This is a genomic window from Marinicella sediminis (genome assembly GCF_002000055.1).
Classification (GTDB): Bacteria; Pseudomonadota; Gammaproteobacteria; order Xanthomonadales; family Marinicellaceae; genus Marinicella; species Marinicella sediminis.
On record NZ_MVBD01000007.1, the window covers coordinates 1 to 19,337 of the forward strand.

General features: G+C 44.2%; 15 protein-coding genes. 6 read left to right on the top strand and 9 right to left on the bottom strand.

Going from position 1 to position 19,337, the window contains the following annotated elements; all coding sequences use genetic code 11:
- Positions 1-1,257: 1,257 nt before the first annotated feature.
- The 5 genes from B0475_RS10600 (at position 1,258) to B0475_RS10620 (ending at position 7,502) form a co-directional block, all read left to right on the top strand.
- Entirely contained in the window at positions 1,258-3,237 is a 1,980-nt protein-coding gene (locus B0475_RS10600) for a S9 family peptidase (protein WP_198538209.1), read from the top strand.
- A 174-nt stretch (positions 3,238-3,411) separates the two neighbouring features.
- Positions 3,412-4,008, top strand: a complete 597-nt coding sequence (locus B0475_RS10605) for a hypothetical protein (RefSeq protein ID WP_157892862.1) — start codon at positions 3,412-3,414, stop codon at positions 4,006-4,008.
- A 576-nt stretch (positions 4,009-4,584) separates the two neighbouring features.
- Positions 4,585-5,370, top strand: coding sequence for a S1 family peptidase (locus B0475_RS10610; RefSeq protein ID WP_157892863.1), 786 nt, complete (start codon positions 4,585-4,587; stop codon positions 5,368-5,370).
- A gap of 625 nt (positions 5,371-5,995) precedes the next feature.
- A complete protein-coding gene (locus B0475_RS10615) occupies positions 5,996-7,102 on the top strand; it encodes a hypothetical protein (protein ID WP_157892864.1) in 1,107 nt (368 codons plus the stop codon).
- Positions 7,103-7,112: 10 nt separating this feature from the next.
- Positions 7,113-7,502, top strand: coding sequence for a hypothetical protein (locus B0475_RS10620; protein WP_157892865.1), 390 nt, complete (start codon positions 7,113-7,115; stop codon positions 7,500-7,502).
- Positions 7,503-7,554: 52 nt separating this feature from the next.
- Here B0475_RS10620 and B0475_RS10625 read toward each other — a convergent pair whose 3' ends face one another.
- The gene (locus B0475_RS10625) at positions 7,555-8,109 is read right to left on the bottom strand and encodes an ECF-type sigma factor (RefSeq protein ID WP_077411838.1); all 555 of its coding nucleotides are present in this window, start codon (positions 8,107-8,109) and stop codon (positions 7,555-7,557) included.
- Positions 8,102-10,432, bottom strand: a complete 2,331-nt coding sequence (locus B0475_RS10630) for a serine/threonine protein kinase (RefSeq protein ID WP_198538210.1) — start codon at positions 10,430-10,432, stop codon at positions 8,102-8,104. The genes B0475_RS10625 and B0475_RS10630 overlap by 8 nt, the downstream gene beginning before the upstream one ends.
- Positions 10,433-11,220: 788 nt before the next feature.
- Here B0475_RS10630 and B0475_RS10635 point away from each other — a divergent pair.
- Entirely contained in the window at positions 11,221-13,821 is a 2,601-nt protein-coding gene (locus B0475_RS10635; RefSeq protein WP_077411840.1) for a TolB-like translocation protein, read from the top strand.
- A gap of 154 nt (positions 13,822-13,975) precedes the next feature.
- Here the strand turns inward: B0475_RS10635 and B0475_RS17480 are convergent, their stop codons facing one another.
- The 7 genes from B0475_RS17480 to B0475_RS10665 form a co-directional block, all read right to left on the bottom strand.
- A complete protein-coding gene (locus B0475_RS17480) occupies positions 13,976-15,367 on the bottom strand; it encodes a carboxylesterase family protein (protein WP_157892867.1) in 1,392 nt (463 codons plus the stop codon).
- Positions 15,368-15,812: 445 nt separating this feature from the next.
- Positions 15,813-16,016, bottom strand: a complete 204-nt coding sequence (locus B0475_RS17665) for a hypothetical protein (protein ID WP_157892868.1) — start codon at positions 16,014-16,016, stop codon at positions 15,813-15,815.
- A 68-nt stretch (positions 16,017-16,084) separates the two neighbouring features.
- On the bottom strand, positions 16,085-16,519 hold the full coding sequence (locus tag B0475_RS10645) for a hypothetical protein (protein WP_077411841.1): 435 nt from the start codon (positions 16,517-16,519) through the stop codon (positions 16,085-16,087).
- A 77-nt stretch (positions 16,520-16,596) separates the two neighbouring features.
- Positions 16,597-16,986: a hypothetical protein gene (locus tag B0475_RS10650; protein ID WP_077411842.1), complete on the bottom strand. Its 390-nt coding sequence runs from the start codon at positions 16,984-16,986 to the stop codon at positions 16,597-16,599.
- Positions 16,987-17,080: 94 nt separating this feature from the next.
- Positions 17,081-17,434: a hypothetical protein gene (locus B0475_RS10655; protein ID WP_077411843.1), complete on the bottom strand. Its 354-nt coding sequence runs from the start codon at positions 17,432-17,434 to the stop codon at positions 17,081-17,083.
- 111 nt (positions 17,435-17,545) lie between these two features.
- Positions 17,546-17,929: a hypothetical protein gene (locus B0475_RS10660; protein WP_077411844.1), complete on the bottom strand. Its 384-nt coding sequence runs from the start codon at positions 17,927-17,929 to the stop codon at positions 17,546-17,548.
- Positions 17,930-18,358: 429 nt separating this feature from the next.
- Entirely contained in the window at positions 18,359-19,138 is a 780-nt protein-coding gene (locus B0475_RS10665) for a hypothetical protein (RefSeq protein WP_157892869.1), read from the bottom strand.
- Positions 19,139-19,337 lie beyond the last annotated feature (199 nt).

Here is a 19,337-nt window from a genome sequence, read left to right on the forward strand (position 1 = left end):
CGAATGCAATTTGTTCTTCTGTAAACTTCGATTTCTTCATGACAAAACCTCTTTTCTTTGGTTAATTTTGCCAGATTTTTCTAATTTATAGTGGTACTGTTTTTAGGGGAAAGGTCAATGTTTTTAGGGGAAAGGTCAATCTACGGCAGGTCCAAGGTCAAGGTATAACGAAGTAGGTAAGGAAATTTGGTCTATTTGGCAGCAATCAAACAACAAGAGTCAAAATAAATAATTTAATTAAGTGATATGATCTGATTATTAAAAACTCCGTTTTACTGACTAAAATTTAATGCCAATATTTTCTTGCAACGAAATTGACAGACTACAAATTCAATTGAATTCAACAGATACCCTTCTATGTGAAGGGTTTCGACGGAATAAAACTGAGTATACCCTTATTTGTTACCTAAACAATATCACAGCATGTTATTTATCAAAAAATTCAAAACCCATTAATACATTCATTAGAAGAGCCAGGAAGCATATGAAAAGATATCCCGCCAATGATAATTGGGTGTCTTTTTATAAATTGGCAGATGAATATGTCAACCTCGTAGAAAAGCACCTCCAAGAACATGGAATTGATACGACCTACAAATTTAACTCCCGCTGAAAAGATAAAATCTCAATTTATGCGTCCCAAATTATAAGTAATCTCATGTTAAGCGTCTTTGAATCTCATTTTATGAGTCTTATAGGCTTGTAAGTTATTGTTTTTTTTACCTTGAGAATCTCATCTTATGTGTCGTTTCACGTCACTTGACGCGTCAAGTTCAATGAAACTGAAAGGCCTTGCATTACATTGCGGGCCTTTTTATCATCTGTTAAATTAATATCTCCACTAACACTTGGACTGATATTTCAATCAATCTAAAAAATGAGGCCCCTAGGTGAAGGGAAAAGTGACACATTCATTTTCAACTGGTTTTGTGGCTTTGCTTGGCCGGATGACTGATTTCTATTCCTCTCTTGAAGTCTCTCCTAAATGGAAAGAATTCCAATAAAACCATTTTCAGTTTCATTCATCACTTCTGAGTTTATTGGCCAATAATACTCCTCTGATTCCTGCTTTATTTATTTTTTCCATTCAAAAACCAGTTCAATGTCATGAACTGGTCTCTCTGGCTAATGCCTGTCCTCTTACTTCATTAATCCTGATGCACCCGAAATACTTTATATGCCATAAATGTGTCTATATGCACATGTAAATGGTGCGGTCGTTGGTATATTGAGTTGATTAAATTTTTTGAGCCACTCATGATGCGACCAATCAAACAATTCTTCATCCTATTTTCTCTGGTTTTGACGCCGGTGGCGTCTGCCAAACAAAGCACACTGAACAACGGTAATTTGGTGTTGCAAAACATGCCGCCCATTCCTGTCGAAATCAAAGCCGAGCTGAATCGCTACCAAAACATCCGCTCAGCTGGGTTTGTTGACTGGGCCGATGATGACCAAAGCATTTACATACGCACCCGTTTTGGTGACGTTTCGCAGTTACACCTGGTCAGTCAGGCCGGTGGCACCCGATATCAAATGACGTTTTTTGATGAGCCGATTGGTTCGGTCAGCAAAAAGCCGGACAGTACTGAATTGAGTTTCACCATGGACGCCGGCGGCAGCGAATTTGCACAAATCTTTGTGTTGGACCCCAACACGGGCGACAGCCGCATGATCAGCGATGGTGAGTCACGTAATGGGGCCGTGGTATGGAACAACACCGGCACCGCCATGGCGTATCAAAGCACCCGCCGCAATGGCGCATCCAATGACCTGTGGATCATCAATCCCGACAACCCCGAAACCGCTGACATGATCCTGGAATCTCCGGATGGCAGTTGGTGGGGTGTGACCGATTTCAGCGCCGATGACAAGCAGGTGCTGGTGGCCAACTATGTCAGTGCCAACCAGTCAGGGGTCCACTTGTTGAACCTTGAGGATAAAAAACTGACCCCTTTGGTTCAAACCAAAGACCGCAAAAGCACCAATTTACCCATCGCTTTTGATGACCTGAACAACGGTTTTTTCTTCATCACTGATCAATACAGTGAATTTTCGCAATTGGCCTGGAAATCATTGGCCGACCCAACCGCTAAGCCCGTCATTATTTCAGCCGCCATTCCCTGGGACATCGATGACATGGCGATCAGCAAAGATGGGCGCCGGGCCGCTTTCAGTAGCAACGAGAATGGGCGTTCGCAGCTGTATTTGATGGACGTCAAAAATCAAACCCATGCCAAGGTGGATGGCATGCCCTTGGGTGTGTTTGGTGGCTTTGAATTCAATGACCGCGGCGACAAGTTGGCCATCACCATCAATACGGCGCAAACCCCCAGCGACACCTATGTCATTGACCTGAAGAAAAACCCATTGAAAAAAGGCGATCTGACCCGCTGGACCTACAGTGAAGTAGGTGGTTTGAACACCAACCATTTCGTCGTGCCTGAAATGATTTCATACCCCACTTTTGACCAGGTGAATGGTCAAGCCAGACTGATTCCTGCCTTCATTTATAAACCCAAAACGCCAGGGCCTCATCCGGTGGTGGTTTCCATCCATGGCGGACCGGAAGGACAGGCCAGACCCTGGTTCAGTAGCACGTATCAGATGTGGGTCGATGAATTGGGCGTGGCCGTGGTGGTCCCCAATGTCCGCGGCTCCGATGGCTATGGTAAAAGTTACTTACTGATGGACAACGGCTTCAAGCGAGAAGATTCGGTGAAAGACATCGGTGCTTTGTTGAACTGGATTGAAAAACAAGATGACCTTGATCAGGATCGGGTGGCTGTGTATGGCGGCAGTTATGGCGGCTATATGGTACTGGCCTCAGCTGTGCATTACAGTGACCGGCTCAAAGCCGCAGTGAACATCGTCGGCATTTCGAATTTTGTGACCTTTCTGGAAAACACCCAGGATTACCGCCGCGACTTGAGGCGGGTTGAGTATGGCGATGAACGGATTCCTGAAATGCGCAAATTTCTCAATGACATCAGCCCCCTGAATAATGTTGATAAGATCAATGTGCCAATGTTTGTCGTACAAGGCGAAAATGACCCCAGGGTTCCGGTGACCGAAGCCGACCAAATTGTCGCCGCACTGGAAGAAAAAGAGCAAACCGTGTGGTACATGAATGCCTTGAATGAAGGCCACGGCTACCGCAAAAAAGAAAACCGCGACGTCTATCAGCAAGCCGTCATCCTGTTTTTCGAAAAATACCTGATCCCTAATGGCGAATGATGTGGGATGGGTTGGGTGGTTTGACGCCATGCAAAAAAATCAAAATTCAATGGGGTCAGAGTCATTGATTTGCATTGATTTGACCCCATTGATTATCCCACTGATTCCTTGATTGTGTTACATCGGGATTAAACTCGAATACAATGATGGTTTCGGTTTAAAGGGTTGCTACCCATGTTTAAATTCAATGATCGAATTCTTTTGAGTCTGGAGTCACTCAAGCTTGAAAGACCTGGCATTGGGAGACTCAGGGTTAAACACACAAATCACTCTGGCAAGTTTGATAGATCATTTATGGTTACCATCTTTGTGAGCCTGCTTTATGTGTTTTGGCTTGGCATGATGGGGAGTGCCCATCCGTTTTTTCATCAATGGCCTTTCTTTGTTTATGTTTTGATTTTGTTGGCATCGTTGGTTTACATTTGGTGGCCAGGATATGTCGAGTTTGACAATGTAAAACAGCGTATTATTGTCAAAAGATATCAGTACAAGGTTCGTCCAGCTAAAGTGATCCCATATGCTGACATCAAAGGTATCCAATTACAACTGACTCAAATTCCCAATGAATCCGGGGGAAGCTATGTGAAATACTTTTTTAAATTGAAGCTCAGAAAAGGCGGCATTCAGCCCATGTTTAGCTTGTCAGATAAAAGAAAAGCCAAAAAAATCAAAATATGGATTGATGATCATGTGAACTTTGATTTCGAAATGAAAAGAAAAAGAATCAAACGTCGCAAACCCATTTTTCATTCTGATACAAACAATAGCTGACATTAATCAGTAGCCACTCAGCAAAACAGTGACTCTAAACTGATTGCTTTTCCAATGATTCCAACTGCTGGTCAATTATGCTTCCGAAAGACCCGTTCAATTCAAGAAACTGGGTTTTGTAGAGATCAGTTGGTTAAGCTGTGGCATATGCCTGAACAGGTCAAATGATATTTCCTAGGGAGTGCCTGTCTTCGGTGATCTTTTTTATCGGTGGATATCGGAAATTTTCAAGATCAAACCAAATCAATGACTCTGACCCCATTGATTTACAGGTATTTCAACGGCATTGGATAGCTTAAGCATTTGATTTGAAGTGTCAATTTACGATAGTTCCGACAACCGGTTCAACCCAAAAATCAGTAAAGCGGCTTAGGCTGCAAAACAAAAGTCGTCTGCGCAGTCGAACATGTTTGTTGATTATAAGCTGTTAAATGTGCCTGTGGTTTAGCTGTTGGAGGAATTAACAATATCCTACAACCCATCTGATAACTTACAACCTTTTGAATACTCAAAAGCATGAAAATAAAAATCATACTGTTGTTTTTCACAATCACTTTTACAACAAGCACACTGTCAATGATCATCCGTCATGATGTTGATCCAGAACTATACCTGGCCAATGAAAGTGATTATCCTGCCGTCTTTCCAGTACGGATTCATGAAAAAAGAAAAGAATGTGTGGCTACATTAATTGACACAAAGTGGGCCATCACAGCCGCTCACTGTACGGTGTTAATTAATCCAACCAGTAAAAATCCGCATACGTTTTTAATCAACAACAAAAATTATCCGGTTAAGTCAGTCATTATTCATCCTGAATTTGGAGAAGTGCGGGGAGTCCATGATGAGGGTGGGCAACTCATTGACGTCATCATGGAACCGAAAAACATGAGCTATGATGTTGCGTTGATTGAATTAAGTCAACCCGTCCAAGACATCAAGCCGATTCAATTGTATTCGAACCATGACGAAATCAATCAAGAAGTGGTGTTGTTAGGCTGGGGTGATTTTGCCAATGGAAAAATTGGGGCAAACAGAGACCAGCCGGTTAATGATGGACAATTCAGAAAAGCCCATAATTTAATTGAAGGCATCGAGGACAATTACCTGACTTTCCGTTTTGATGCTCCAAACTCCAGCAAGGCGCTTAAACAAGAAGGGGTGAATGGACCCGGTGACAGTGGTGGGCCGGCATTCATATTGAAAGCTAAACAAATGTATATCGCTGGTGTCAGCTCCAGGGGTTACTACGCCAATGAAAACGAAGACCCGAACGCAGAAGGAAAATACGGGTGGATTGAAAACTATGTTCGCATCAGTTCCATAACAAATTGGATAAACAAGCACATTGGCCAACCTTAACCAGCCATCCCAGCCTGTAGTGGTCAAATCATTTTGGCCACGGTTTTAGATTCGCGCCAGAACTATCGCTCTGACTCAATAAGTATCATTCCTCCGTTGTATGCGTGAGGCCTGACATTGCAACAGTAACCAACAATGCAGTTGATGACCGATTGTTTCAGCGCATTAACTGATGCCGTCCCCCATGTTTTATTCACCGTGTTGTTAGATTGAACTGTCAATTTCATGGTTGCTTTGCAGTCATGTGAATGATGGTTTAAACACAGTAGGTGTTTTTAGAGAGGCCCCTTAAAGCCTTTAAAAAAAACAATGCTTTGCAACAGTTCCAATGATGAAAAACAAAATGGTCTTCCCCCAGTAATTTGAATTTCACAAAGCGTTTGACAAGTCCGGTCATTAAAGTCAGAGAGGTGTATTCTGATTGATCTCGAAACTTGCGCAATTGAAAATAAACAAAGCATTGTGTCTATGTATATGCGTAAAAAGATGAAGATCAGGGACAACTCATTTAAATTATTTTTTTATGTCCGTTTGTCATCGGTTTTGACACATACCTTGATGAGGTGGCTTTGATGTTTACATGTCATGGCTCGATTTTTAAAAATTTAATCAACGAGGAAGCAACATGAAAAAACTGATTCTAACGCTTGTAATGGTGGCATTGAGCAACTGGGTTTACGCCGGTGGGGTTTCGGTGCCACATACTTTTTCACCCAATACGCCAGCTAAGGCCAGTGAGGTGAATGCAAATTTTGCAGCTTTGATGGCGAAAATAGATGAATTGGAAACCAGGCTAGAGGCCATTGAAGGTAATTCTGTTTTGGCATTAGATGGTCAATTAAAAAGTGGTACTTTTAATGGTGTGGATACTGCCATTTTTGAAGATGTCAATGTGCAAATCATCAATGGCACAAACAACTCCTTAATCAAAAACCAAAAGGGTAACTTAATCATTGGTTACAATGAAAATGAGGGTAATGCAGACTTTTTTTGTAACATCCCAACGCATGAAAACCAAGTAGATTGTGAGTTCGCAGGTGGCGTATGGGACAATTATGTTTTTTCAGGTTCACACAATTTGATTTTAGGCAAAGATAACTCTTTTGATAACAATGCATCCATTATTCTAGGTCAGTCAAATATTTCAAATCAAAATTATACCGTCGTACTGGGTAACAGTAATTATTCCGACGGTTCATTTGCATCCGTTTTGGGTGGTCGGAATAACAGAGCATCAGGCGTTGAATCAACCATCAGTGGTGGTACTCAAAATGCCACATCCGGATTCCAATCAACTGTAAACGGCGGAACCTTAAATACAGCATCGGGGTTATTATCATCAGTGAGTGGTGGTAGCGCAAATGAGGCATCAGGTGAAAGCTCAACAATCAGCGGAGGAGGAGGTAATGTAGCTGCTGGATTTGTGTCATCTGTAACTGGCGGAAGTGCTAATTTCGCATCTGGTATTGCCACATCAATTCTGGGTGGAACTGAGAATATCGCATCGGGCGATATGGCATCGGTTACAGCAGGTGAAGACAATGTGGCATCAGGCGCTATTTCATCAGTTACCGGCGGGGCTGACAATCAGGCTACCGGCGTTGGAGCGACAGTCAGTGGCGGTGTACAAAATGTTTCCAGTGCGCCCGGCGCTACGGTCAGCGGCGGTCAAAACCGATCTGCCTCAGATGATTTTGATTGGACTGGTGGATCTTTGACTGAAGACAACTGAGGAGATGACCATGAATAAATACATCATGCTTCTTTGTTTAATGACTCAGCCAGTATATGCCGGAGATTTGATCTTTAAAGCCGGCTTTGAGAACCGGGGGTTGGTTTCAGGCACGGTTAATGGATTGACAGCTTCTGGTTTGAGTTTACAACTGAATCATGGACCGAACCTGGAGTTTCTGACCATCGATGAAAACGGATCATTTACATTCTTTGGAGAAGTCGATATTGGTTTCAGTTGGACTGTTGCGATCAACACTCAGCCAATTGGTCAAAGCTGTACCTTGCAGGGTAACTCGGGAACCATGGCACCAGGAGGCGCCAATACATTGGTCGTTGATTGTGCTGATGGCAGTAATAACTGGGACGAAATGAACTGGGACCAAGGCAACTGGCAATAAAAGTCTGATTGTCAATTTTTAACCAAACCCAAGGCAAATGTCTTGGGTTTGATTATTGAAGCGCTCGAAAAAGCCACAATTTAGCGACAGACCAATCTCTTTGTACCGTTTTGCTGGAGACTGACAGCACTTCAGCAATTTCCTCATTGGACAAACCGCCAAAAAACTTCATGGTAACGATATCAGCTTGTCTGGCATCCAATTGTTCAAGTTTTTGTAAGGCGCTATCGAGGTTGTCCAGTGGTATGTCTTGATCTGCCTGTTGCAATTCGTCCTTATAGGTTAACAAGGTTTGGTTGTTGCCCCGTTTGTTGGCATTGTTTTTTCGATACTGTTCAACAAGAACTCGTCTCATGGTACGGGCTGCCATCGAAAAAAAGTGGGTTCGGTTTTGCCAATCCACACTGTTTATATCAACCAGCCGTAAATATGCTTCAGAGATCAATTCGGTACACTGAATGTTGTTTTTCTTGTTTCTCTTAAGCTGGATTTTGGCCAGGCGATGTAACTCTGAGTAAACCTGTGGAATCAGTTTTTCCAAAGCACGTTGGTCTCCTCCTTGCCAACGGTTAAGGAGTTGGGTTACCTGAATGTTGTCATCAGTCATTGTTTTGTTGCTTTTGCCTTCGATCTAACTCTTCAAACAACTCAAGCAGGTCTCGTGTCTTCATGCCTTTTGAGCGCATAAAATCAGCTGTTTTTTGTGCTGCCTGCAGTTTGTTTAAGTAGATTTCTGCATGTAGCTTGTTGTGAACAAAATGCAGCTCTTCGTTTTTCTCAGTCAATCGAATGATTCTTTGGTAAGCGTCATTAAAAATTTCATTACTGGCTGCAACCTCACCCTGTTCAAACAACAGTTGTCCTTTGATGTTCATGTTACTTATCATATCATTTTCTGTGGACTGATTGTCTGGATCCCATTGGTTCAGTTTGCGACTGATGGCCAGTGCTTTGTTTATGTTTTCAATGGCTTTTTCAGGTTGATTCATATTTCGGTAAAGCCCAGCCAAAAATCCAAGATCAATCGAATGATTAAAGTTCAGCCGAAATTCATCAGGTGCTTGTTGCAGTGCTTGCTCACTGAGCTGAGCCATTTCAGTACAAGCCTTGAGCACTTGTTGGTCAATCTTTAACTGATACAGCGTATTACATTTCATATAAATGATGTCAGCGTAGTTTGGTAACAAGGAAGGCAATTTGGCGGCTGCATCTTTGGCCACTGGAGTGATTTTTGATAACAGTGACAAAGCAGAATCTAACTCACCTTTGCGCCTGTAAGTGTCAGTAATCATGTAAGTTGCGCGTAAATGCAGCCACCAACGGTCGTGAGTGCTTGGTTCATTTTCAGATGTATTTTCTGGGGGTGTGTCTGTGGTTAATTTTTTACCCACCTCAATGGCTATTTTCAATTCTGGCAGTGCAGCATCAAAATCACCGATAATGGTTAACAACTCGCCAATATTCATGTGAGCTTGTCCAAGCCGCAACAGAACCACATGATCATCTGGGTTGGACTTATTGAGCTGAATTAAAATTTGCCTTGCTTTCTTATATGTTTCTAATGCTTTTTCCGTATGTCCCTGGTCATCAAAAACAGAGGCAATTTTAATCAAAGCAAGTGCTTGTTTGTCATGCGTTTTTTGACTTTGTTCAGGGTCTAAATTGTTATAATAAGACAGGGTTTCTGAGGCGGTGGATTCTAACAACCCGAGTTTGCCCAAAGCACGTAATTGTGGGTGTAAGTCATGCAACATAAAACTGGCCAATTTTTCTGCCTCTATACGTGCTGCATTGGCCTTATTGGTCTGATGTTGCAAATCAGTTGTATATTTCCAGCCAGAGAATAATGCCAATGTGAGCAAACTAAAACCAAGTATCCATCTGTTTCTGCGTTTTGGAAAATTTTGAATCCGTGTGATTTCGGCCAGTGTGCTTCTCGCTGATGGTCGCCCTTCGGCATTCGCATTCAGTAAACTTTGAATCAGTTTGGACTCAGCTGATGGTATTCTTTTGGGTATTTTAAATTGCGCTGCCTGGGTTCTTGCAAGCAATTCGTCTGCTGAAGAATTTTTGGGATGGGGCTGACTTCCAGAGAGCAATTCACACAACAAAATCCCAAAACTCCACAAGTCTGTGGCAGTGGTGGTCTGTTGACCCAGGCTTTGTTCGGGGGACATGTAACCTGGAGTCCCAGCTATCTGGGTGTGTTGAACAGTTTGTTGACGGGTGGCATGGACTGGATTTGAGTCCGAAAATTCTGTAAACCTTGCCAAGCCGAAGTCCAGAATTTTCACTTGACCCTCATCTGTGATCATGATGTTCTCAGGCTTCAAATCTCTGTGAATAATCCCTCGTTCATGTGCCACCACAAGAGCGTCAACAATCTGCTTTGCAACATTTAGACCATCTATATTTCGTTGCTCTTCCAATCGTTGTCGCAGGGTTTGTCCTTCAATTAACTCAAGTACCAAAATGTCTTTGTTGTCATTTTCAAAGAATTCAAAAACCTGGCATATATTGGGATGCTGCAAACTAGATAAAATCTGGGCTTCATTTAAGAAATCAGATTTGCCCTTAGAGGATAAGTGGAGTCCTGCTTTGATGACCTTCACGGCTACTCGCCTTTTAAGCACTGTGTCGAGACCAGAATAGACCTCTCCCATTCCTCCAGTGGCTATCAGTTGGTCCAATTGTATTTTACCGATGCGACTTTTGAGTTGTGGTTTTGGAAAATCTGTTGAACCTAATGATAATGCGTTTTGTTCCAGGAAATCAGCATGGATACTTTGATTCAGTAAAGCCTCAACTTCATAACGCAACTCAACATCATCACCACATTCTTTATCAAGGTATGCAGATCTACGATGGTTTGGTAGTTCCAGTGCATTGGCAACCAATTCAGTCAGTTTTTTATATTGGTCAGGTCTCATTGATTTGTAATGCATAGGTACGAAGACAACTGAGTTGCACAGCATTTTTTTGCTTTATATAAAACAGGCAATTCACACAGAATTATGTGTTTCTACTCTATTCATTTCACTGAGCAATACCAGGGGTAAAAATCAAGATCAGTCATTATCACCCAGGGCGCTGAATAACAGATAAACAAGTATATCCTAAAGGCTGTATGGTAAGGCCTGAAAACTGCAGGCATTTTTTTGCTAAATACGGTCAATTAGCTATACAGGGAAGAGCTGATGATCAGCTCGACCCGCCGAAACGGTTAGGCAGATCATGCAGATATGGCGGTTTGACGAAGTCAGGAAGCCATAATGGAATGATCAATAAGCCGTGAGCGAAAGCGAATCAGAGACTCGAGCGATTGATTACTTGGCATGATCGCCGTGGCCTCGGTCTCTGTTCCAGACGAAACCCTAACTCCTCCATCCGTAGAGTCAGCTTTCACTTTGGTCAGGAACAAAAGTGAATGAAGCCCTAAGGTCATTCCTATTGAATCAGGCAGATGATGTCATCATACGGTTTGTCACAGCCAGGGTGCTGCACCGTCATGGTTGATCAGTCGCAGGCAAATGCACATAACCAGACCTGTCAGACCATGAACCGGAATGGACCGAAAAAATTGAACCGGCTGACTTTTGTTTCGAACATTGGCTGAACAACCCCAAGATCATTCATTTTTCAGAATTAATTCATTGTTTATTCATTATTCAAATCTAGCCAACTCCTACAATGATTTCCTTTTGAAGGAACTCATGTGATGTCATTGATTATCAGAATTTTTACTGCGATTTGGGTGATGCATGCTTATGTCGGAAATACAGCGGCAAGTGAATTGTATTGGTTGTCTGAGCCATCTGTGGATGTTGGCCTGCTGCCCGATAACGAAGCAGAGCAAGTCAAAGTATCCACCAACAGCCGTTACATCAGCTTTGTCAGCAGGGCCAATAACCTCGTATTGGATGACTTCAACCACATCGAAGACTTGTTCATCAGAGACACCCAGACAGGCATCACCGAATTGGTGTCTGTAACAGCCAGTGGAGCACAAGCTTCAACTGAAGGCATCACCAGATTCTCCAAACCCTCATCTGATGGTCGTTATGTGGCGTTTGTCAGTGTTGCTCCTGAATACCCTGGTGGTAACGGAGATGACCACCAATTATTTGTGAAAGACCTGGTCACCGGTGTACTCAGCAATGAGAGCAACTTTGGATCAGGTGATTTATTCACTGTTAACTCGGGACATGTTTATCTTCATGATGATGGCTTGTCCGTTATCTTCAGCACCAACGGAGAAATTGACCCATTGCATGTGGGAACATTCAGTACCCAGGTGTATCTTAAGGATTTGACTGATGACAGCTATACCCTGTTGAGCACGTCACTGAGTGGCACTGAAGTCGCAGATGACAACACCTATCTGGAACATGTTTCTGGTAGCGGGCGATACCTGCTGCTCAAATCGAGGGCCGATAATCTGAGTGCTGCCGTGATCAACAATTCAGGCGAAAACCTGTTCTCGCTGGACCGGGTGGATGACTCCAGATCATTGGTGAATGTCACGCCTTCCGGAGACAGTTCTTCAGACACCAGTTTCACGGGATTTCAAGGACAAATCAGCAACCAGGAAACCGTGGCTTTCACTTCAAATCAGGACGACCTCGTTGCCAATGACAACAACAATCGCCTGGATGTGTTTTGGTTTGACAACGGGCTGGTCACACGCATCAATGTAGATGCATTGGGCAATGAAATGACCGGCACCAATAACTTTAACGATGTGGCCATCAGCGGCGATGGTAACCGGGTGGTGTTCACTGAATATTCAGATGAGCTGTTTCCAGCAGATGTGAACCAAAGTTATGACATGTACAGCTATGCAACTGCTACGGGAGCAATATCACTGGTGTCTCAAAATGAGCTGGGATTGAAAGTCAATGACCACAGTTATGAGCCTCAATTTGGTTTTCTGTCAGATCTGTTGATTTTCAGATCAGTGGCCAGTGATTATAACAATGAGCCTGTGTACGGTAAAAACATGTCTATTTATCTTCACGATTTCAACACCGGTGATGTGACACAACAACATGTAGCGGCATTCCCCCCGGAAACGTTGATGGACGATGCCATTCACGTAAAAACCAGCACTGACCTGAACAGCATTGTGTTTTCATCCTTGTCGCCTAACCTGGTACCTGAACCCATCGCTGAAACTGTGGACTTATTCCTGTTGGACCGCAGTACCAACGCTATGAGCCGCATTGCTTCAAACATCATTTCATCCGAACATGACATATCACCATCAGGTCGTTACATCACCTTTCGCACTCAACACTTACCACCTGACGGGACCTCCCCAATCGGCAGTGTTCTGATTTATCGCTATGATCTGCAAACCGACACGTTTTTAGCCATCGAAGCAGGACAAGAAAGCCTGGTGAGCGACCTGGGGGCGGTGGCGTTCACCACCTTTGATGACTTATCAGTCAACGATACCAATGGCCAACTGGATGTCTACGTCTACAACCCCAATAACGGCAATGTGGTATTGGTCAGTGAAGACCTGAATGGCGACGCTGCGGGTGCAGCGGACTTTGACCTGGGCGGAACAGGCAATGAAGTTTTGGTGGTTTACACTTCAGATAATGACAACATTGTGGCCAATGACAACAACGGAAAAGCCGACGTATTTCTCAAACAATTCGGCACTGCGACCGGTACCATTCTGATCACAGCAACCAGTGACGGTACCCAGGCCAATGATCAAAGCTTCGCACCAGCCATTTCTGATGATGGGCAATGGGTGGCATTCATCACCGAGGCGGATAACCTGACCACTGATAACTACACCGATGCCCACGTAGCACAAGTCCTGTTGTATGACCGCCAATCACAGGAACACACTTTGGTCTCGCTGAATGAACACGGTACACCACTGACCTCTGCAGGGACCAGCAGCATCACCAGCATTGCAGTGTCCAATACCGGACGTTACCTCACGTATGTATTCAGTGATGCACAAGCCAATGGCGATGATAATGTCATTGCTGGTGTCATCACACCTGAATTCGCCAATGACACCGATGGCAACAAAGACGTGGTGCTGGTTGACACCGCTAACCTGAATCGGGCAATCATCTCAAAATTGATCAACGGCCAGGAAACGGTCGATGAAGCCAAAGATGGCATTCAAATCCGCTCTAACTTAACCAGCACGTCTCCAGAGGTAGGTGTGGTTTTTATTGCTGACCATGGCACCCTCACAGGACGCACCGGTCACCCGGGACATCGTGAAGTTCACCTCTACCAACAACCCATTTGGGCTGCGGATGCGATTTTCCTGGATGATTTTGAATAAGACCACCAGCGTTCTTTCCAATCAGGATCAAAGCTGGAGGCCATACCCGGGCCTTCAGCCTATCAGGCGTCAGTCAGAACATGGTACAGTGACTGGATCCAACAGCTTCACGGACTTTTCATGACCCCAGATCAGGGCTAAGCCGCGGTTACCTTCAATCTGTTCTCGACAGGGTCAAGCCACTGAGGTAGGCAAAGCGTCCGGTCCCGGATGGGCTCACATCAATGGACAACTCAATTGTATCACTGCCGGTCAGACCATCGAATACCACACTACCGGTGGTGTTATCGGACACTTCCAGGTCTTCGAACTGGCCATCGATGGTGTAGCGGGTAAGGCGTCCGTTGCCACCATCATTGCCTGAACGGCTGGCGTAAAGTTCAAGGCGATAGGTCGCCAACGCATCCAAACCTGCAATCTCCACTGTGGCTGACTCCAGTAACGCTGCTGCGTGACCATCAAATGAACCGACCCAGAAATTGTCCGCGGTGACGGATTCCGGCACACCCACTCCATTGGCGGCTATGCCATTTTGGTTGGTGCCATTGAATGCATCACTGATGACCACACTGACGGTGGTGACAGTGGCCTGATCATCGGTCAGCTGGATGGTTGAACCGGCGGTGTTATGAAGGTTGTTCCAGGGTACCGCAGTGGCACCGGCCTGGATCCCAAAATCCACCTCGACATCCCGACCGGTCGCCAACGGCTCAGGATCAGTAATCGCTGGGTTTTTATAGCCCAGGAACCAGTCATAGATGTCATGTCCGGCTGACAAATCATAGGTCCGTTGCCAGGAGTTGTGACCCACCCCCGGATAAATCACCATGCGCGTGTCAATTGGCGCCGGGTCGGTGCAACTGAGCAGGTTGTTAATCGGACCAGTGGTACCGCCCACGCCGACGGTGCCATCGGCATCGCCATGAAAGGCCCAGATCGGTACCCGGTTCAACTCACAACCCGCTGAGTTATACGCTGAGTTACCGTTTCCGGCGATGGGCACCACCGCAGCAATCTGGTTGTTGGTGTGTGCGGCCAGGTAATTCCAACTACCTATGGCGCCACAACTGAGACCGGTCAGATAAACCCGTTTGGGATTGATGCGGTATTCAGTTTTGGCGAACTGAATGAAATCAAAAATGCTTGATGCGCGGGTACAACCACCCAAAGAATTCTGCGGCGACAACACCACAAACGGCAAGTCCTCCTGCCATTCATCATCAGCTATCAGACGAGGTATGCCAGTACTCAGCAAATCATCGATCTGGCTGTCACCATCGCCGTTCTCGCCCAACCCGTGGATGAATACCAGCAGAGGGTATGCCTGCGCATCCTGATCATATCCTGGTGGCAGGTATTCATAGTAACCCTGATTTGATGCTGTGGTCCCCAAGGTCCTGGAGACATGCCGGTCAGAAGTTAATCCGGTGAAATTGCACAACACCGGTAAATCATCGTTGAACTCAAAACCAAACCGACTGAGGGTATCGCAGGCATGAGCAGTACCCGCCGCCAACAGCAGCAACACAAACAGCAATCGTTTCATCGGTCTCATCAGAATCTTTGGATTAAATAAAACATAGCACAGGCTGACCAGTGGTGCCTATCCATTGAGGCGGTTTTTGTGACGCCGTGCTGCTTTAAAGAGCAAATAAACAAATCTGCTGAGCTGTGGTGTACCTATCGCCGTTCAGCTGAAGTGCCGGCACTTCACCGAATTGAATGTGCTCACAGGATAAGGTGAGATGAGAACATCATGCAGCCATGTGTGCTGTTTGCTTGGGTCCGGGTGTGTGCCTGCTGATTGCACACACGGCTTGAATGATTTGTTAAGTTTCTTCAATCTTATTTACCTGGTAATATTCATGAACAGCAGGATTTACCCATACTTTTATTTGCTCGGGAAACTCTTCTTTTTTATTTAGCCCAGACTCTATAAGCACTCCATCTTTACATTCGAGTAAAATTGATTTATTGAAATCTGGTAGTTCTCATTCACCAATCACCCAGTAAAACTCATGCTGATCATCACTTGATGAATCAGTTAAATAGCATTTACCTTCAACAAGTTTAGGCCAGCTTGGGTCTTGATCGAGATACTCTTCAGCATCATTTCTTTCCGGAACAAAATTCGGATCTGGATCAACAAGTGCTATCCCTGTCATTTTTTTAAAGAACCATTTGTAGAGTCCCACAATCTCTCCTTGAAAACCTAACGCGTTAATAAGCCGCGCGTCTTTTTTGCATCGGCTTGATTTGATTGTTAGGGTTCGATAGCACTAAACACACTATCATAGTCATTTGACTTTACCCATTCAGATATCGGTGGTTCATACGATAGCACATCAACAAAATAACTCATGGATAGAAACTGGTAATGAACAGGAATCCTCCCGTCACCCTGCAATCTAGAATCAGTAAATGACTTTATCCACTCAGAATTTTCCACAACTAGAAGTGGATAGCCTCCATTGTTATTTGGGATGGCTGGAATGTTTTCATTATAATCAACATGGGGATGGGCAAATTCTTCATGTATTGTCATGGCATGTATTTGAGAAAATTCTAACTTCAAATCATTATCACTCCCATGTAACAAAAGAATAGTGTGACCATTTCCCAACGAAAAGACAGAAATTCCACCGAATGGTTCTGTTATTCGATAATCTGGTTTCCAAATATTGTACGACTGCTCCATATTCACCCTAACGCCTTGCCCACAGGCCGAACGAATGTGAGGTCCAGAACGTTTGCGTGCGATTGTGCGGCAACTTGTTAGCTGTATGCACTGTGGCTGCCCTTAATTTCAATTTTAAACCCAGTAGCGTTGACCACCCATTGAACCCATGGCTCGCGATTTAGGAAGCCACCGAACTCAAAGGTGTCACCATTAAAATCTAAGTTCATGACCTCATCAATTGGAAAGTCTGGACTTGGATGCGGCTTGCCTTCTTTGTCATCGTACCAGAATAATGGTAATTCATCTGTGACATTGAGAAGATGCAAAACACCAGATTCAATTACCCAATCTTCTCCTTTAGAATCTGGATGCTCTTTACTTAGAAAAGCGCCTTCAAATTCTATAGAAATCTCACCTGGCTTCCGATCGATTTTTTCAATCGAAGCATCGTGAAAACTAAGCTTGTCGAAGTTTGTAGTGATCATCTCTTTTTGCAGCTAACGTTTTCGCTGAACCGCGCCGCCGATAAACATACCTCGTAGCGCCACTATGCTTTTCGGCGTCGGATCGAGCGGTTTGTTAGATAGCATTGCTTCGTTCCCAACAAGTAAAAGTCTCATTTGAAGTGCTATTCATGCCCTTAATTTCAAACCCTGGAAGATTTTTTAAATTATTTATCACATCATCGCATCCTGATGCTCCCAACGGGAATAAAACTTCACAAGAATTTGATCTAAGGACAAACCACACATCTATCCCCCATGGTCCAGTATCGTTGATTTGTACTTCAACTTTTAATAAGCTATTCCATGCAATCGAATCTTTAGTGCCGTCTGGGGACAGCACCGATAATTGGGTGCCATCGTCGCTGACAAGATACTTATTCTCTAGATTCAGATGTTTCCTTTTAGTAAATTTAGTAAATAGTCCCATTTAGCTCTCTAACGCCCGGCTAAACCGCCGGAACGGAGTTGGTTGTTTTGTGCGAGCGTAGCGGAAAAGCACAAAACAACCAACGCAGTGAAGGTCGGTTTGAGCCGCTTGTTAACTGTGATATGGACCGGACCATACGTAGCCTTCCCTTTTAGTTTTAAAATCGCCTTCGATTAGCTGGGTACCACCACCTTTCATTGCACTACCCCACATAAATATTTTATCGTTAAACATATCTTGGAGGTATTCAGCTACCTCTGAAACTATTTCCTTAACCTCTTCGATATCATCTGATTTCTCGTTGATATAACCGCAATGCCAATGAGTAAAGTTTCCTACAAAAATAGTGAGTTCATCATAGTCATCTTGGATATCGATACTGCCAACTTGCTCATAAGCTGGTGGAATAGAAATTAGCTTCTTCCCATCGTCAGCACTAAATTGTAACGATGGGAACTTATCTTCTATTTCTTTCTTCATCGCTTCGTAGAGCATGATTCCTCTTGTACAGTTAACAATTTATTAATGGTGCATCTGTGCCATCTATCAAGATATTGGCGTTTATTCGTGCACATCTTTTTCTATGGGTTCATTGTAAGTCATTGATTTCTCACTTTGAAGGAAATCATTGACTGCGTCATTATCAGGTAATGGGCGGATAGATGTGCATGAATGCGTTAATTTACGTCTATTACAGGCTTTAAGTGCAATAAATGAAATTATTGGATCATGTGGCGACCAAACTAAGATTGCTTCACTAAAGCAGAAAAACCGAGATCAATTACGTCTCATGGATCAAGAAATATATTTTGAAATTCATTGGGGTCAGTGTCAGTGATTTTGGTCCTGATCTGCCGACTTTCATACTTTTCAGCACCTCTGACCCCAATGTGTTTACCACTGTTCAGTCACTGCAATGGTTTGTTAAAACGCAACTTGCAGGCTGCTGCCAGGATTGGAGCCACCGATGATTCGAAAGTAACCACTGCCGATGGTGCGACCAGCCAGTTTTCGGTTGCGATTGGTGGCCCCTGGTTGTACCGTGAAGGTTTCCAGTATTTGGCCAGTGGCAATCGAAATGAAATCAATGGTCACCGCTGCGTTGCCGTTGTTTTGAATGAAGCCAATGGTTCGTCGATCAACAGGTGCATTCGGATCATCGTTGGGCCAATTTGGCGGTCGCCTGCTCAGCCATTGGGTTTGAAAATCGATTTCACCTGAACCGCCCACTTTCGCCAGGCGCCAACTCAAACTTTCCAGTTGAAACAATTGCAGTTCATAGGAGCCGGTCGTGACCTGCCGGCCTTTGCTGTCTTTGGCCGATGCTTTAACCGTCAGACTTTCCCATTGGTTTGCTGCGATTCTGATACCACCGTTGACCTCGGGTTTGCCTGGACTGATGTTGTCCACGTGCCGCGGTCGGGTGACCACCCCATTTAAACCATTGGTCACCACGTCAATGGTGACTTCGGTGATTTTGGCGTCTTTGGTCTTGGCTGTGGTGTTGATGCGAATGTCCTGGGCTTCTGTTAACACCACCTGGTGCCCCGTACCCCTTGATCCTGTGGATGTGATTGCTTTGTGTTGAGTCCATGGACTGCCACTGGATACAATGGGTTTTGTTTCCAAAGACAACCTCACAGACGTACATCCGGCCAGCACTGTCAGCCATACACCCATCGTTATTAAATGCTTTATTTTCATATTTATTCCCCTTTTTAGAGTTAACTCACACATAAGCCTGATGGCTCCTTCCTGATGGCATTGTTCATCTTATGGATGAGATTTGATATCCATATTTTCTTACATTAATGTATATCTTTATTGACTGTATTGTGACATTTTCTGCCGATTCAATAAAAAATGACGGCCCAACATGAGATTAGATTTTCATCAGATTATG

Excerpts from the sequence above, each read along its gene's own strand:
- B0475_RS10665 (WP_157892869.1), bottom strand. The coding sequence starts at position 19,138 with ATGAAAATAAAGCATTTAATAACGATGGGTGTATGGCTGACAGTGCTG.
- B0475_RS17480 (WP_157892867.1), bottom strand. The coding sequence starts at position 15,367 with ATGAAACGATTGCTGTTTGTGTTGCTGCTGTTGGCGGCGGGTACTGCT.
- B0475_RS10610 (WP_157892863.1), top strand. The coding sequence starts at position 4,585 with ATGATCATCCGTCATGATGTTGATCCAGAACTATACCTGGCCAATGAA.
- B0475_RS10635 (WP_077411840.1), top strand. The coding sequence starts at position 11,221 with ATGTCATTGATTATCAGAATTTTTACTGCGATTTGGGTGATGCATGCT.
- B0475_RS10645 (WP_077411841.1), bottom strand. The coding sequence starts at position 16,519 with ATGGAGCAGTCGTACAATATTTGGAAACCAGATTATCGAATAACAGAA.
- B0475_RS10655 (WP_077411843.1), bottom strand. The coding sequence starts at position 17,434 with ATGGGACTATTTACTAAATTTACTAAAAGGAAACATCTGAATCTAGAG.
- B0475_RS10625 (WP_077411838.1), bottom strand. The coding sequence starts at position 8,109 with ATGACTGATGACAACATTCAGGTAACCCAACTCCTTAACCGTTGGCAA.
- B0475_RS10650 (WP_077411842.1), bottom strand. The coding sequence starts at position 16,986 with ATGATCACTACAAACTTCGACAAGCTTAGTTTTCACGATGCTTCGATT.
- B0475_RS10620 (WP_157892865.1), top strand. The coding sequence starts at position 7,113 with ATGAATAAATACATCATGCTTCTTTGTTTAATGACTCAGCCAGTATAT.
- B0475_RS10630 (WP_198538210.1), bottom strand. The coding sequence starts at position 10,432 with ATGAGACCTGACCAATATAAAAAACTGACTGAATTGGTTGCCAATGCA.
- B0475_RS10615 (WP_157892864.1), top strand. The coding sequence starts at position 5,996 with ATGAAAAAACTGATTCTAACGCTTGTAATGGTGGCATTGAGCAACTGG.
- B0475_RS10660 (WP_077411844.1), bottom strand. The coding sequence starts at position 17,929 with ATGCTCTACGAAGCGATGAAGAAAGAAATAGAAGATAAGTTCCCATCG.
- B0475_RS10600 (WP_198538209.1), top strand. The coding sequence starts at position 1,258 with ATGATGCGACCAATCAAACAATTCTTCATCCTATTTTCTCTGGTTTTG.
- B0475_RS10605 (WP_157892862.1), top strand. The coding sequence starts at position 3,412 with ATGTTTAAATTCAATGATCGAATTCTTTTGAGTCTGGAGTCACTCAAG.